Origin of the sequence: Philodulcilactobacillus myokonensis (genome assembly GCF_027923585.1) — a bacterium.
Taxonomy (GTDB): Bacteria; Bacillota; Bacilli; order Lactobacillales; family Lactobacillaceae; genus Philodulcilactobacillus; species Philodulcilactobacillus myokonensis.
In genome coordinates this window covers 826,558-841,299 of sequence record NZ_BRPL01000002.1, presented here as the reverse complement: position 1 = coordinate 841,299, position 14,742 = coordinate 826,558, and the positions used below count along the sequence as shown (strand labels likewise).

15 protein-coding genes are annotated in these 14,742 nt (G+C 32.1%); 14 read left to right on the top strand and 1 reads right to left on the bottom strand.

Annotation, left to right across the window (positions count from 1 at the left end; all coding sequences use genetic code 11):
- The first annotated feature begins 72 nt into the window (after positions 1-72).
- Complete coding sequence (gene hbs, locus WR164_RS04450; RefSeq protein WP_286136349.1) at positions 73-348, top strand: non-specific DNA-binding protein Hbs; 276 nt, start codon at positions 73-75, stop codon at positions 346-348.
- Positions 349-455: 107 nt separating this feature from the next.
- Entirely contained in the window at positions 456-1,712 is a 1,257-nt protein-coding gene (locus WR164_RS04445) for a tetratricopeptide repeat protein (protein WP_286136348.1), read from the top strand.
- A 3-nt stretch (positions 1,713-1,715) separates the two neighbouring features.
- On the opposite strand, the gene WR164_RS04440 is transcribed toward WR164_RS04445, so the two are convergent.
- Complete coding sequence (locus WR164_RS04440) at positions 1,716-2,543, bottom strand: phage integrase N-terminal SAM-like domain-containing protein (RefSeq protein ID WP_286136347.1); 828 nt, start codon at positions 2,541-2,543, stop codon at positions 1,716-1,718.
- Positions 2,544-2,628: 85 nt separating this feature from the next.
- Between WR164_RS04440 and WR164_RS04435 the strand changes: the two genes are divergently transcribed.
- The 12 genes from WR164_RS04435 to topA all read left to right on the top strand — a co-directional run bounded on the left by WR164_RS04435 (position 2,629) and on the right by topA (position 14,737).
- Positions 2,629-3,843 carry a CCA tRNA nucleotidyltransferase gene (locus tag WR164_RS04435; RefSeq protein WP_286136346.1) on the top strand — a complete coding sequence of 405 codons (1,215 nt, stop codon included), beginning with the start codon at positions 2,629-2,631 and terminating at the stop codon, positions 3,841-3,843.
- 19 nt (positions 3,844-3,862) lie between these two features.
- Positions 3,863-5,752 (top strand): ABC-F family ATP-binding cassette domain-containing protein, encoded by a 1,890-nt coding sequence (locus WR164_RS04430; RefSeq protein WP_286136345.1) that lies wholly within the window; start codon positions 3,863-3,865, stop codon positions 5,750-5,752.
- Between the two features lie 16 nt (positions 5,753-5,768).
- Positions 5,769-6,719: a thymidylate synthase gene (locus WR164_RS04425; protein ID WP_373876895.1), complete on the top strand. Its 951-nt coding sequence runs from the start codon at positions 5,769-5,771 to the stop codon at positions 6,717-6,719.
- Positions 6,720-6,735: 16 nt separating this feature from the next.
- A complete protein-coding gene (locus WR164_RS04420; protein ID WP_286136343.1) occupies positions 6,736-7,227 on the top strand; it encodes a dihydrofolate reductase in 492 nt (163 codons plus the stop codon).
- Between the two features lie 35 nt (positions 7,228-7,262).
- Complete coding sequence (gene fakB / locus WR164_RS04415; RefSeq protein ID WP_286136341.1) at positions 7,263-8,120, top strand: DegV family protein; 858 nt, start codon at positions 7,263-7,265, stop codon at positions 8,118-8,120.
- Between the two features lie 114 nt (positions 8,121-8,234).
- Positions 8,235-9,107: an SGNH/GDSL hydrolase family protein gene (locus WR164_RS04410; RefSeq protein WP_286136340.1), complete on the top strand. Its 873-nt coding sequence runs from the start codon at positions 8,235-8,237 to the stop codon at positions 9,105-9,107.
- A gap of 15 nt (positions 9,108-9,122) precedes the next feature.
- Positions 9,123-9,737, top strand: coding sequence for a YpmS family protein (locus WR164_RS04405; protein WP_286136339.1), 615 nt, complete (start codon positions 9,123-9,125; stop codon positions 9,735-9,737).
- 17 nt (positions 9,738-9,754) lie between these two features.
- A complete protein-coding gene (locus WR164_RS04400; protein WP_286136338.1) occupies positions 9,755-9,976 on the top strand; it encodes a YozE family protein in 222 nt (73 codons plus the stop codon).
- 20 nt (positions 9,977-9,996) lie between these two features.
- Positions 9,997-10,869, top strand: coding sequence for a ribosome biogenesis GTPase YlqF (gene ylqF, locus WR164_RS04395; RefSeq protein WP_286136902.1), 873 nt, complete (start codon positions 9,997-9,999; stop codon positions 10,867-10,869).
- Complete coding sequence (gene rnhB / locus WR164_RS04390; RefSeq protein ID WP_286136337.1) at positions 10,859-11,620, top strand: ribonuclease HII; 762 nt, start codon at positions 10,859-10,861, stop codon at positions 11,618-11,620. Before ylqF ends, rnhB begins: the two co-directional genes overlap by 11 nt.
- 44 nt (positions 11,621-11,664) lie before the next feature.
- Positions 11,665-12,534, top strand: coding sequence for a DNA-processing protein DprA (dprA, locus tag WR164_RS04385; protein ID WP_286136336.1), 870 nt, complete (start codon positions 11,665-11,667; stop codon positions 12,532-12,534).
- Positions 12,535-12,619: 85 nt separating this feature from the next.
- Entirely contained in the window at positions 12,620-14,737 is a 2,118-nt protein-coding gene (gene topA / locus WR164_RS04380; protein ID WP_286136335.1) for a type I DNA topoisomerase, read from the top strand.
- Positions 14,738-14,742: the final 5 nt, after the last annotated feature.

Genomic DNA, 14,742 nt, shown 5'->3' with positions numbered 1-14,742 from the left:
GCGTTCGTGTGATACTTTTAATTAAGTAATGGTATTTATTGATGCCTACTAATTGTTTGGAGGTGAAAATCCATGGCAAACAAGGCAGAATTAGTAAGTGATGTTGCTACTAAAACTGGTTTGACTAAAAAGGATGCTACCGCTGCTGTAAACACTGTTTTTGATTCAATTCAATCAAAATTAGCTTCCGGTGAAAAGGTTCAATTAATCGGTTTCGGTAGTTTCGAAGTTCGTCATCGTGCAGCTCGTAAGGGCAGAAACCCACAAACTGGTGCAGAAATTCAAATTCCTGCAAGCAAAGTACCTGCATTTAAACCAGGTAAAGCTTTAAAGGATGCTGTTAAATAGTTTCCTTTTAAAACAAAACGCCAGGACGGCTACGTTAAGTAGTCGGACTGGCTTTTTTTATATTCATTATAATTTTGATAAAATATAAATATAAAGGAAGTGTAAATTTGATCTATTCTAAGTTAGCACTGGATGCACTTAAAAAGGGCGATATGAAAAATTTTAAGAAGAATTATTCATTAGCACTCCATGAAGACAATGATGACTATTTATATTCATTAGCTGAAGAACTATATGGATACGGGATTACTGACCGATCTAAAAAAATTTATTTACATTTATTAAAGAAATATCCTGATGAAGATGAAATTAGAACGAATTTAGCAGATATTGCTATCGGTGATGGTAAAAATGATTTAGCTTTAAACTACTTGAGTCAGGTTAAGAAAACGTCACCAGCATACGTAAAATCGTTAATGGTGGCAGCTGATCTTTATCAAACCCAGGGATTGCCTGAGATCAGTAAGCAAAAATTAATTGAGGCCCATCAGATTGCACCTGGTGAAAATGTAATTGTGTTTGCCCTTGCTGAATTATATTATGGCAGTGGTGATTTTACTAAATCGATTCCGCTTTACATTAATTTATTAAAAAAGGGAATTTTGAATTATTCGTCCGTTAATTTGGTGGAGCGGATTGGAATGGCGTATGCAAATGCTGGTCAATTTGACCATGCAATTGGTTATCTAAAGCAAATTAAACCAGCACAGATGAGTTCTAATATTAAATTTGAATTGGCGTTTACTTACTTGCAGTTGCATGACTATGAAAATGCCGAAACAGTTTTTAAAGATCTTAGAAATACTGATTCTCAATATGCAACACTTTATCCATATTTAGGTGAAGCGTTAGAAAAGCAGCATCATAATGATGATGCCTTAAAGGTTTATCAAGAAGGTTTAGGTGTTGATCAGTATAATGAAAAACTATGGGTTAAAGCAGCGGATGTTTCTTTGAAATTAAATCTTCAAAAACAGGCTGAAAAGTATTTTATTAGAGCACATGATATTGCACCTGATGATATTTCAATTGCTTTAAAATATTCTAATTTATTGTTAGACCAGAAGCGTTATCAGGATAATATTCATTTCTTAAATCAGTATGTTCAAACTAATGATTTGGATCCACAAATTTACTGGAATTTGGCAATTTCATACCAAAATACTGATGATTATCAATTAGCAAGTGATTATTACCAAAGCGCCGAACCATTCTTCTTTGATAATTCTAATTTTCTGAAACAAGCAGCTTTATTCTTTAGGGAAGCAGGAAAGCCCAAAGAAACTAAAAAATTATTAAAGCAGTACGTTCATTTAGTTCCAACGGACCAAGAAATGATTGAAATGTTGAACGAGTATCATTAATATTTACATGAATTTTTCAGCTAAATGCTGATAATAAATCACTGAAGTTGCATCTAAATTTAATTTTGATGATAATTGATTATGATCAAACTTCGGATGATGCAAAATGAAGTATATAATATAGCTTTGAAATAATTTACTTGGACTGAGGCTAATTCCTAAATATTCGGCATCGGGTTTAAGATATTTATGAAGACCAGGCAATGTAATATGGGGATCATTTGAAAAACGCTGTTTTAAAAAAATATCTCTAGAATTTTGTTTTTGCTGAATGGGGATAATAAAGTTTTTAAATTGATTCAAGAACTTTTCTTCGTACTGATTCCATTTAGTTAGCTTTAATTCGTGGTAAAATTTAGGTTGAAGAAATTCTTTAACACTATATCCTTTACTAATTAATAATAAAGTTAACTTGGTGTAAGGATGAATATTTGAATCTTCTAAAATTGTTTGTAGGTTAGTGATCCATTTAATTGTAATTCTTTCCGGCTTTTTTCGATTCTTACCTTTTAAATTCAATGTTGGTAATTTATCAGTGAATTGATGGGTAAATAAATACTTAAAATAATTATTAATGTGAGATAAAATTTTATTATAAGTAGTGTTAGTAATTTTTCTTTTAATAACTAACATTTGCATGTATTGTTCAATGTCACGATCGAATAATTGGTTAACATGATGATTTCTTTGATATCCAACATTAAAATTAGATAAATAATTAAATAAATCGGCCATTGTATTACTATATTCATCAATTGTGATTTGCGCTAAATGTTGCTGGTTTAAATATAATTCAAAATTTTTTTGATATGGGTATTGATTAGTCGTCATTTTTTTCATCCTTTTGTTACTTGTTATTTGTTACTTTAACTAATTATAAAACAAAACCAAATCAAAAACAAACGGAGGTCTTGATATGAGATTAAAACATTTGCCAAAAGATTTTACTCAAGCAAGACCAGTTTTACAAAGAGTTGAACAGGCTGGTTTTCAAGCTTATTTTGTTGGTGGTAGTGTAAGGGATACAATTTTAGGTGATCATATTCATGATGTCGATATTGCATCAAGTGCATACCCACAGGAAATTAAATCTTTATTTCATCGGACCGTTGATACGGGAATTGAACATGGAACCGTTATGGTTTTATATCACGGTCGGGGTTATGAAATCACAACCTTTAGAACTGAATCAGGATACCAAGATTACCGTCGTCCCGACCATGTTACTTTTGTTCGGTCATTGAGTGAGGATTTGAAACGTCGCGATTTTACCATTAATGCCTTTGCAATGAGGGAAAATGGTGATGTTACTGATTTATTTCATGGAATGGATGACATCAAAAAACGTCTAATTCGAGCCGTTGGGGATCCGAACCAACGGTTTAACGAGGATGCATTAAGAATGATGCGCGCGGTTCGATTTGCAAGTAAACTTAATTTTAGAATTGAACCTAAAACATTAGCAGCAATTAAGAAACATAGCCCGTTATTGAAGAAAATTGCGGTTGAAAGAATTCATTCTGAATTTGTTAAAATGATGTTGGGTCAAGCACCTAAAGTTGGTTTATTACAAATGCTTAAAACAAATTTATATCAATTTGTTCCGGTGTTTAATCGTTATTTTCATGACCTAAATCAAATTCTTTCAATTCCTAATTTAAAATTAGATAATGAAGATCAAGTTTGGGCATTGATTGCTTACATGTTTGATGATCGTAAAAAACAGATTAATCAACTCTTAAAAGCATGGAAATCATCTAATGAAGTGATCCGAAATGTTAATCTAATTATTTTAGCTCTAAATCGGATGAAATCTAATCAACTTGATGCAATGACAATGTTTAAAGTTGGTTATGATGCCCTGTGTGATGCTAATCATATTGCTGACATGCTTGGATTTGGAATGAGTCATCAACAAATTAAAGATGATTATCAATCCTTACCAATTACATCTAGGAATCAATTGAAAATTAATGGTAAAATTTTAATTAAAGATCATATTTTAAAACCAGGTCCAATGTTGGGTAAAGTTTTAAACACAATTGAAAGTAATGTGATAAATGGCAAAGTTGCTAATGATAAAGCAAAATTAATACAATTAGCACAGAAAATGAGTGGAATGAATAAATAAGTTCGGAGTGTTTAACATAATGCAAACATTACGTGTAGAAGATTTAAATAAAAATTACGGTGAAAAAAGTCTTTTTTCAAACCTTAGTTTCATCATTAATGAACATGATCGAATCGGATTAATTGGAACTAATGGCAGTGGAAAAAGTTCTTTATTAAATGTTTTATCAGGAATTGATCATGATTTCTCTGGAAATATCATTACCTCTAAAACATATTCGATTGGTTATTTAGAACAGCATCCAAAATTAGATGAAAACTTAAATGTTTTAGATGCAGCGTTAGCTGGAAGTCAAGACATTTTTAAGACAATTCGTCAATATGAACATGCATTAGGTATGTATTCCAAACATCCAGAAGATAAAAAAATCGAACGTCAGTATCTGAATGCCGAAGCTAAAATGAATGAAGATGATGCTTGGAACGCTGATAGTGATGTTAAAACAATTTTAACCCAGTTAAAAATCACTGATATGGAACAATCCGTTTCAACATTGTCAGGGGGACAAAAAAGAAGGGTCGGGTTAGCACAGGTCTTAATCCAATCACCAGATTTACTATTATTGGATGAACCAACTAACCATTTAGATCTAGAATCCGTTGAATGGCTCCAAAAGTACTTATCGAATTACAAAGGTGCACTAATTCTGGTTACCCATGATCGTTATTTTTTAGATCAAGTTGTCAATAATATTTGGGAATTATCTTTTGGAAAACTTTATTATTACCAGGGTAATTATAAGGATTACGTTAAAGAAAAAGCTGATCGAATTGATCAAGCACAAAATATGCATCATAAACAGCAAAGATTATATAAGCAGGAATTAAATTGGATGCATGCAGGTGCGAAGGCCCGTTCCACCAAGCAACAGGCTCGAATCAATCGCTTTTATAAACTAAAGAATGATGTAAAACAATCTAATCAACATAAAAAAGTTGATATTTCGTTAGGCCAGCAACGTTTAGGCAAAAAAGTTATTCAGATTAAGCACGGTAATCTTTCACTAGGACAACATGTTATTTTAAAAGACTTTAATTTGTTGGTTCAAGGTGGCGAAAGAATTGGGATTAGCGGTGAAAATGGTGCTGGTAAAACTAGTTTACTGAACGTTATTGCCCAAAGAATTCCACTTGATTCAGGCATCATAACCGTTGGCGAAACCGTTAAAATAGCGTATTATACACAACAGACGGAACCGATTCCAGAAGATAAGCGGGTTATTAGTTATTTAAAAGAAGTCGGTGAAAATGTTACTGATGATGCTGGAAATAAAATCAGCGTTTCAGAACTATTGGAACGGTTCTTATTTCCACGTTTTATGCACGGAACTTTGATTCGGAAACTTTCTGGCGGTGAAAGAAGACGGCTTTATCTTTTGAAATTATTGATGCAGCAACCAAATGTTTTATTGCTTGATGAACCAACCAATGATTTAGATATTAGTACATTAACCGTTTTAGAAGATTATATTCAACATTTTAATGGCACGGTCATCACGGTATCTCATGATCGATATTTCTTGGATAAAGTTGCTGATCGACTCTTAATTTTTGATGGGAATGGCAAGATTGAAAATCATGTTGAACGTTTTACTGAATTTTTAGCCCATCGGAAACAACAGTCTCAGCATGTTAATCATGGAAAGCAGAAACATTCTAAACAGAATAATGATCAAAAACCAAAACAAAAAGTTAAACTGACCTATGCCGAATCGATTGAATATCAAAAAATTGAAAAAGACATCGATCAATTGGATCATAAAAAGCAGGATATTGAGAAAAATATGGCTCAAAATAGTAACGATTTTCCTAAATTAGCTAAGCTTCAAAAACAACTATCTAAGGTTCAATCCGAATCTGATCAAAAAATGAAGCGTTGGGAATATTTAAGTCAATTTACAGAAAATTAAAATTGGGGGATAAATGATGCTAGAAGATGCATATTTAAATTTGGAACGCTATGTTTTAGAACATGGTCATAAAAAAGCAGATCGAACTGGGACAGGGACAATTAGTACTTTTGGTTATCAGATGCGTTTTGATTTAAGTAAGGGATTTCCATTACTTACGACTAAAAAAGTTCCGTTTGGCTTAATTAAAAGCGAACTATTATGGTTCTTACACGGGGATACTAATATCCGTTTCTTGTTGCAGCATAAGAATCATATTTGGGATGAATGGGCATTTAAAAAATATGTCGATTCTGACGAATATCACGGACCGGATATGACCGATTTTGGACATCGTCATCTTAAAGACCCTCAATTTAATAAAATTTATCAATCTGAAAAACGTCAATTTTGTCAACAAATTTTGGATGATGATGCTTTTGCTAAAAAATTTGGTGATTTAGGTTCAGTTTATGGAAAACAGTGGCGTAATTGGAAAACAACCACTGGTGGCCATATTGATCAAATTAAAAATGTAATTAGTAAAATTAAAAAAACACCATTTTCAAGAAGGTTAATTGTTTCGGCTTGGAATCCTGAAGATGTTCCTTCAATGGCATTACCACCATGTCATACGCTATTCCAATTTTATGTTAATGATGGCAAATTAAGTTGCCAGCTTTACCAAAGAAGTGGTGATATTTTCTTAGGGGTTCCATTTAATATTGCTAGTTACGCATTGTTAACCTCATTAATTGCTAAGGAAGTCGGTTTGAAACCAGGTGTATTTGTTCATACTTTAGGTGATGCTCATATTTATTCTAATCATATTAAACAAGTCAAAGAACAATTACAAAGAACACCTAAAGATGCTCCTAAATTATGGTTAAACCCTGATAAAAAGAGTATTTTTGATTATGATGTATATGATATTAAAGTAGTTAATTATCATCATTATCCAGCCATTAAAGCTCCAGTAGCTGTTTAGGAAGGGATGTTATTTAATGATTGCATTTGTATGGGCTGAAGGAAGAAACCACGTGATTGGATATCATCATCACTTGCCGTGGCATCTTCCTGCTGATATGCACCATTTTAAAGAAATTACTACGGGCCATTCAATTTTAGCTGGTAGGAAAACTTATGATAGCTTTGGTGGGCATCCTTTGCCACGTCGTAAAAATTTAGTTATTACAAGGAACCCAAATTTTAAAGTCCCAAGGAATGTGTTAGTTTTTCATCAATTGTCATCATTTTTAAAATATGCCAATGAACATAAAGATGAGCAGATTGATGTGATTGGCGGATCAGATATTTTTAAATTGATATTACCTTATGTCGATGAACTTTATAAAACCTTTATTGATGCCGATTTTAGTGGTGATACATACATGCCAACAATTAATTATCATCAATTTAAGCTAGTCGAAAGTAAAAAATATCAACCAGATGGTAAAAATCATTATTCATATCGCTTTGATCATTTCGTAAAATAAATAATAATTTATCTAGGAAAAGAGTTGCTGATAAAATGAGTAATAAAATTCGAATTGCAACTGATTCAACGGCCGGTTTAACGGATGAAGAAATTAAAAAATATCATATTGCAATTGTTCCATTATCCGTTGTAATTGATGGAACAACTTATGTTGAACGTGAAACTATTTCTAATGATGAATTTTATCAAAAGATGAAAAATGCCAAGAATCTTCCTAAAACAAGTCAACCACCATTGGGAAAGTTTCTTGATACCTTTAATCAACTAGGTAAGGATGGCAGTTCTGTAATTTCAATCAATATTTATAGTAAGCTTAGCGGAACTTATAAAACAGCTCAAAATGCTGCCAATTTAAGTTCGACTGATGTTACAGTTGTTGATAGTAAAACAACCGACCGGGCACTTGCTTTTCAAGTTTTAGAAGCATGTCATCTAGCATCACAGGGTGCTGATGTTAAAACAATTGTTAACCATGTTAAATATGTTCAGGATCATACGGAATTATTCATGGGAGTTTTAAATTTGAAGAATTTAGTCAAAGGCGGACGCTTAAACGCGGTTGCTGGGATGATTACAAGTTTATTGAATATTAAAATTGTTTTAAGTTTAAAAAATGGTCATTTTAAGATTCTTTCAAAAGGCCGTGGTGAAAAATCAATTCGAAATTTCTTTAATAAGAAAATTTTTCCTAAGATGAAATCAACACCACACATTCAAAAAATTGGGATTTCTTATGTTGGAGAGACCAAATTGGATGATGAAGTTAAAAATAAAATTCAAGAGATAATTCCTAATTCACATGTTTTAATGCGGGAAACGGTTCCAATTATAGCAACACATGCTGGAATTGGTGCTTTTGCATTGATGTATTATAATTGTCCTGATAAATAAATGGTAGTTAATTTGAATTCTAGTCACTAACTGTGGCTATTTTTTATTCTCGTTAATTACCCTGGTTATGCTATAATAATTTAAAAGTATGATTACTATTGGAAGCGTTATTTAATGAAAAAAAGTTTAAAAATACTTACTAGTTTAATTTTATTTATTATTGTTGTTTTCGGAATTGTTTATGCTTCACACCCGTTTAAAATCCATCATCAAAGAATCATTCCAAAAAGAATATCAATTGTTTCATTAGGCGATTCATTAACTCAGGGAATTGGTGATCAAACTCATCATGGTGGCTATGTTCCGATGATTGCAAACCAATTATCTAATCAAGGTAATACTAAAGTGAAAACTTATAATTATGGAATTGCTGGACAAAAGAGCAATCAAATTGATCGAAGATTAGTGAAACATGCAAATATTAAATCTCATTTAAAAAAAGCTAATATAATTGTGATTACAGCTGGCGGTAATGATTTACTGCAGACATTAGAATCAAGCGTTTTTGATAATCACCATGAATTTAATCAAGATTTTAATCGGAATATGAATGCATATCAACATAATTTAATCCGGTTATTAAAACGGGTTCGTTCCAATAACCACCATGCTAACGTTTATATTTTTGGAATTTATAACCCATTTTATGTTTATTTTCCAAATGTGACTTCAATTAATTCATCGGTAGATCGGTGGAATCAAACGACGCGCAACAGTTTAAAACAATTTAAAAAAATGTATTTTGTAGATATTAATAATTTATCTTATGGTCAGTATCAGACAAATAGTAGTCGTAAGAAGTTAATGTCTAAAAATGCTGCTAATGGCAATAATTTATTAAAATTAATGGATTTGATGCACAGCAGTAATGGTGAGTTAAATCAAGATTTGTCGCCTAAGGATCATTTTCATCCCAATGATAAAGGATACCGTTTCATGACAAATAAGCTTCATGATGCAATTAAATCAAGCCAATTTTGGTACTAAGGAAATCTGATAATCATGAAAAAACAAAAAAATTTAAATATTTTTAAATGGTTATTTGTACTGTTATTAATTTTAATCATTGGATTAGGTGGATATTTATTTGCTCAAATTCATTCGTCTGATTCTAATGATATTTCAAAAATTGAATCCAGGCGGGTAATTGCTAAAAATAAAGAACCCGTTGATATTCAATTGAATAAAAAACAAGTTAATGCATTATCAAATTATTATTTAAATCGAATTCAAAAAACAAAACATAATTCTAGGATTAATTATCATTTTGTTGTTGGAAATGAAGCCTATGTGTATGGTAATATTAATGTCTTAAATAATCAGATTGGTTATATTTTGAGTCTCAAGCCGTATCTTTTACCAAACGGGAACGTTAAATTAATTGCTGATCATCTACAAATGGGAGCTCTAAAATTACCACCTAAGTTTGTAATCTCATACGTTGCAAAACATTATCGGATCCCAAAGTGGGTCGGATTAGATGGACATAATGCACAGGTTATATTGGACTTGAACCAAATTAATAATTATCATGGAATTTCATACCAAGCTAAAAAGATTGATATGTCAGGCAATGGTAATTTTGATTTTAAAATTTTAATTCCTAAATCAAATTAATTAAAGGAGGAATTAAATTGGAACAACCTAGTTTTTTTCGATTTTTAATGACAAAAAGAAACCCTGGAAGTTACGATCCAATTGCACAATTTGCCAACAATGCGTTTTTTGATATGTCGTTTCCAAAGCAGTCAACTAATTTTGATGAAATTTCAAAATATTTAGAAGAAAATGCTGATTATATCCCTACCATGACCATTTTTGATGATGCTTGGCACGAATATTTAGACGCAATTTAATTTTTAAGGAGGTTTTTTCAATTTCATCTAATATTCAATGGTTTCCAGGCCATATGGCAAAAGCACTTCATCAATTTCAGAATAATGTTCATTTAGCTGATATTATTTTTGAGCTCGTTGATGCAAGATGCCCATATAGCTCAATTAATCCAGAAATTAGGAAAATTGGGCGGGGGAAACCCCATTTATTAATCTTAACCAAAGCTGACTTAGCAGACACTGAAATGACTCAATCATGGGTACGTTGGTTTCGATTGCACGGTTATGCCGCAACTTCTGTTGATTCAAAAAATAATCTAACTTCGAATCAAATTACTAAAATTGCTCAACAAATTTTAAAAAGTAAAATTAATAGTGATCACGCCAAGGGAATTGCAAATAAAACAATTCGTGCAATTTGCGTTGGGGTTCCAAATGTTGGAAAGTCAACGTTATTGAATCAGATTATTAAGAGAAGAGCAGCCCAGGTAGGTAATCGACCGGGGATTACTAAGGGGCAACAATGGTTAAAATCTAGCCGCAACCTAGAATTATTGGATACACCCGGAATTTTATGGCCACGTTTTCAAAATGAATCGATTGCATATAAATTGGCATTAACTGGAGCAATTAAAGATAATTTGTATCCTAAAGATGATGTTGCTCTATTTGCAATTGATTTCTTTAGAAATCATGCCGAACAGAATTTAGCCAAACGTTACCGACTCACTGGTGATGACTTAAAATTAAGTCGGGTTGATCTTCTAATGAAAATCACTAAAAATGCAGGAATGCTACAAGACTTTAATCGTGGATCAATGCGAATAATTTTAGATGCAAGGCGTGGCAAACTCGGTAATTTTACGCTTGATGAATTATCAATTGCTAAATCGGGGCTAGATAATGACAATTAAAGAAATCAAAACCCTTTTTTCTACAATTAATCAATTATCTGATGATACTTTTACTAAGTATCAAAATGATCCTAGGAAGGGTGTTCAACAGGTTATTAAACGCCGTAGAAACCAAATCTTAAAAATGAATCAGGTTAAATTAGAATTTAAAAAACGATTTAAATTTGAAAAGCACTTTTGGGATGAAGGGAAAAGTAACGTTGCAGGGGTTGATGAAGTTGGACGTGGACCACTTGCTGGCCCCGTTGTTACATGTGCAGTTATTTTGCCACACAATTTTAATTTATATCAGGTTAATGATTCAAAACAATTATCACCTAAGAAAAGATTAAAATTAGCACCTTTAATTAAGGCGAAAGCGTTGGATTATAAAATTGCTGTTTCATCTAATCAATTAATTGATCAGGTTAATATATACCAAGCAGATTTAATTGCGATGAAAAAATCTGTTGAGGGATTAACAATTACCCCTAATCAATTAATTGTTGATGCAATGAAAATTAATTCCAATATTCCACAATTAAGTATTGTTAAAGGGGATGCTAGAAGTATTAGTGTTGCTGCTGCTAGTATTATTGCTAAGGTCTATCGTGATCAATTGATGTGTCAATATGGGAAAAAATATCCTGAATATGATTTTCAGCATAATGCTGGTTATGGGACGAAGGAACATTTAGATGCAATCAAAAAATATGGCATTACGCCGATTCATCGTAAAACTTTTGCTCCAATATGTAATCTTTTAAAATAATTTAAGAAATTTTACGGAAGTATCCCTAAAGGAGCTGATTAGGGATGGAACTTGAACAATTACTTTTAAAATTAAGATTATGTAAGGGGATTGGAATCCACGGCGAAAATCGATTTTACCAATGGTTAACACATTCTAAAAGCGATTTTAAACGGATTAATCCTGGATTGATTATTAAAATTGCTCAAATTAATCATCGTTTTCAAATTATTTTTAAAAATGATTTTAAAAGCAGGCGGTTATTAGATGAAATGAATCGGAATCAATCCCAGACAAAATGGATTTCAATTTTAAATCCGCATTATCCGGAAAGATTAAAGGAAAGTTATTTGCCGCCGAATATTTTATTTTATTCAGGAAATTTTGAATTGGTACACCAGAGACTACTATCAGTTGTTGGATCGCGGCAAAATACTAGCTATTCGATTGATGCTTTGAGACTGATTTTACCTTCAGTGATTAAGAAAAAAATTTGTATTGTTTCGGGACTAGCTCGCGGTGTCGATTGTTTAAGTCATCAATGTGCAATTTCTTATGGTGGCAATACAATTGCCGTGATTGGAACGGGCTTGGATCAATATTATCCAATTCAAAATCAAAATCTTCAAAATTATATTGGCAAGCATCATCTATTAATAAGTGAGTATCCATTGGGAACGGGAGTAGCTAGGTATCATTTTCCTGAGCGGAATCGAATTTTAGCTGGATTAATTGATAGTATTTTGGTAGTTGAAGCCAAGCATCGCTCAGGAAGCTTGATTACAGCTAATTTAGCACTTCAAAACAATCGGAATGTAATGGCCATTCCGGGACCAATCACAAGTTTATGTTCAGTTGGTTGTAATGAATTAATTGCTGCTGGTGCGAAACCTGTTTCTAAACCTCAAGACGTTTTAGAAGATTTTAATTATTGACACGTTAAAAAAACTGCAATATTATATGGTAGATTTAAGAATTATAAAACTTAAAATTAATTTAAATTGATTGAGGGATTATTTAATGCCAACAAAAGCTAAAATTTCAAAATCAAAAACACGCAGAAGCAGAACTAAAAATAGAAAGAAATTAGTAATTGTAGAATCACCTGCAAAAGCTAAAACCATTCAAAAATATTTAGGTAGAACTTACCGTGTTATTGCAAGTAAAGGTCATGTTAGGGATTTACCAAGAAGCAAAATGGGGGTTGATATTGACAATGATTATCAACCTCATTACATTTCGATCCGTGGTAAAGGAGATACAATTAAAATGCTCCGTTCAGAGGCTAAAAAAGCAAAAAAAATCTATTTAGCTTCTGATCCCGATCGTGAAGGGGAATCGATTGCATGGCATTTATCACATTTATTAGGGTTGAATGTTAAGGATAAAAATCGAGTAACATTTAATGAGATTACGAAAGATGCTGTCAAACGTTCATTTAAACACCCACGTTCAATTGATATGAATTTAGTTGATTCACAGCAAGCTAGGCGAATTTTGGATCGATTAGTCGGCTATTCAATTTCACCATTATTATGGAAAAAAGTAAAACGTGGTTTAAGTGCCGGTAGGGTTCAATCAATCGCGTTATGGTTGATTATTAAACGTGAAAATGAAATTAAAAAGTTCAAGCCCAAGGAATATTGGACAATCAACAGCAAAATGAAAAAAGGTGCTAAAAAATTCGATGCAGAATTTTTTAGTTTAACTTCTAAAAAAGCAACTATTCATAATAATGATCAAGTTCAAGCAATTTTAAAGCAACTTAATCAAAAAAAACCTTTGAAGGTTACTAAAGTTACTAAAAGACAGAGAAAAAGACAGCCACAGCCACCGTTTACTACAAGTACAATGCAGCAAGCCGCTAACCGTCAATTGAAATTTCGAACTGGAAAAACAATGATGGCGGCTCAACAATTATACGAAGGAATTAATATTGGTAAAGAAGGTAATCAAGGATTAATTACCTATATGCGAACTGATTCAACAAGAATCTCTGTTATCGCTAAACATGAAGCATCAACGTTCTTACATAAAGAATATGGTGCTGAATATGCTGCCACTAAACCAATTAAAGGTAAATTGCCAGAAGGTGCGCAGGATGCCCATGAAGCAATTAGACCAACTTCTGTTTTTAGAACTCCTACTAGTTTGAAAAAGTATTTAACAAGAGATCAGTTTAGATTATATCAATTAATCTGGAAACGTTTTGTTGCAAGTCAAATGACACCGGCCATTATGCATACAATGTCCGTTATGATGGAACAAAATAACGTTAAATTTAAGGCTAATGGACTAAAAATGGTTTTTCCAGGATTTTTGAAGGTATATTCTGTTAATAATGAAAAAGACAATATTTTACCTGACTTGACTAAAGATGATTTGGTAACAATTGATCAAATCCATCCTGATCAACACTTTACCCAACCACCAGCTCGTTATAGTGAAGCTAATTTAATTAAAATGTTGGAAGGAAACGGCGTCGGAAGGCCGTCAACGTATGCGCCGACTTTAGCGACAATCCAAAAACGTTACTATGTTAAATTGGTCGGGCAACGATTTGTTCCAACTGAATTAGGTGAAATTGTTAATAAAATTATTGAAGAATACTTTCCAGATATTATTAATATTGATTTTACCGCTGACTTAGAGAATAAATTAGATGATATTGAAGAAAAGAAGCAAAATTGGATTAAAGTTATTGATACTTTTTACCATCCATTTTCAAATGAAGTTAATCATGCTGAAAAAAACATGGAAAATGTTCAAATTAAAGATAAATTAGCCGGATTTAACTGCAAAATTTGTGGAGCTCCCATGGTAATTAAAATGGGGCGATATGGTAAATTTTATGCTTGTTCTAGATTTCCAGATTGTAGAAATACTGAAGCAATTGTTCAAAAAATTGGCGTAAAATGTCCTAAGTGCAAAATTGGTGAAGTTATTGAAAGAAAATCAAAACGGAACCGGAAATTCTACGGTTGTTCTAGATTTCCTAAGTGTGATTTCGTTTCATGGGATAAACCGATTGGCAGAAATTGTCCTAAAGATGGGAAATATTTAGTTGAAAAAGTATTTAAACATGGGACGCAGGTCGTTTGTCCTAATGGAGACTATGAAGAACCAATTCAAAAATAATAAAA

Excerpts from the sequence above, each read along its gene's own strand:
- hbs (WP_286136349.1), top strand. The coding sequence starts at position 73 with ATGGCAAACAAGGCAGAATTAGTAAGTGATGTTGCTACTAAAACTGGT.
- WR164_RS04440 (WP_286136347.1), bottom strand. The coding sequence starts at position 2,543 with ATGACGACTAATCAATACCCATATCAAAAAAATTTTGAATTATATTTA.
- WR164_RS04435 (WP_286136346.1), top strand. The coding sequence starts at position 2,629 with ATGAGATTAAAACATTTGCCAAAAGATTTTACTCAAGCAAGACCAGTT.
- WR164_RS04430 (WP_286136345.1), top strand. The coding sequence starts at position 3,863 with ATGCAAACATTACGTGTAGAAGATTTAAATAAAAATTACGGTGAAAAA.
- WR164_RS04425 (WP_373876895.1), top strand. The coding sequence starts at position 5,769 with ATGCTAGAAGATGCATATTTAAATTTGGAACGCTATGTTTTAGAACAT.
- WR164_RS04420 (WP_286136343.1), top strand. The coding sequence starts at position 6,736 with ATGATTGCATTTGTATGGGCTGAAGGAAGAAACCACGTGATTGGATAT.
- fakB (WP_286136341.1), top strand. The coding sequence starts at position 7,263 with ATGAGTAATAAAATTCGAATTGCAACTGATTCAACGGCCGGTTTAACG.
- WR164_RS04410 (WP_286136340.1), top strand. The coding sequence starts at position 8,235 with ATGAAAAAAAGTTTAAAAATACTTACTAGTTTAATTTTATTTATTATT.
- WR164_RS04405 (WP_286136339.1), top strand. The coding sequence starts at position 9,123 with ATGAAAAAACAAAAAAATTTAAATATTTTTAAATGGTTATTTGTACTG.
- rnhB (WP_286136337.1), top strand. The coding sequence starts at position 10,859 with ATGACAATTAAAGAAATCAAAACCCTTTTTTCTACAATTAATCAATTA.
- dprA (WP_286136336.1), top strand. The coding sequence starts at position 11,665 with ATGGAACTTGAACAATTACTTTTAAAATTAAGATTATGTAAGGGGATT.
- topA (WP_286136335.1), top strand. The coding sequence starts at position 12,620 with ATGCCAACAAAAGCTAAAATTTCAAAATCAAAAACACGCAGAAGCAGA.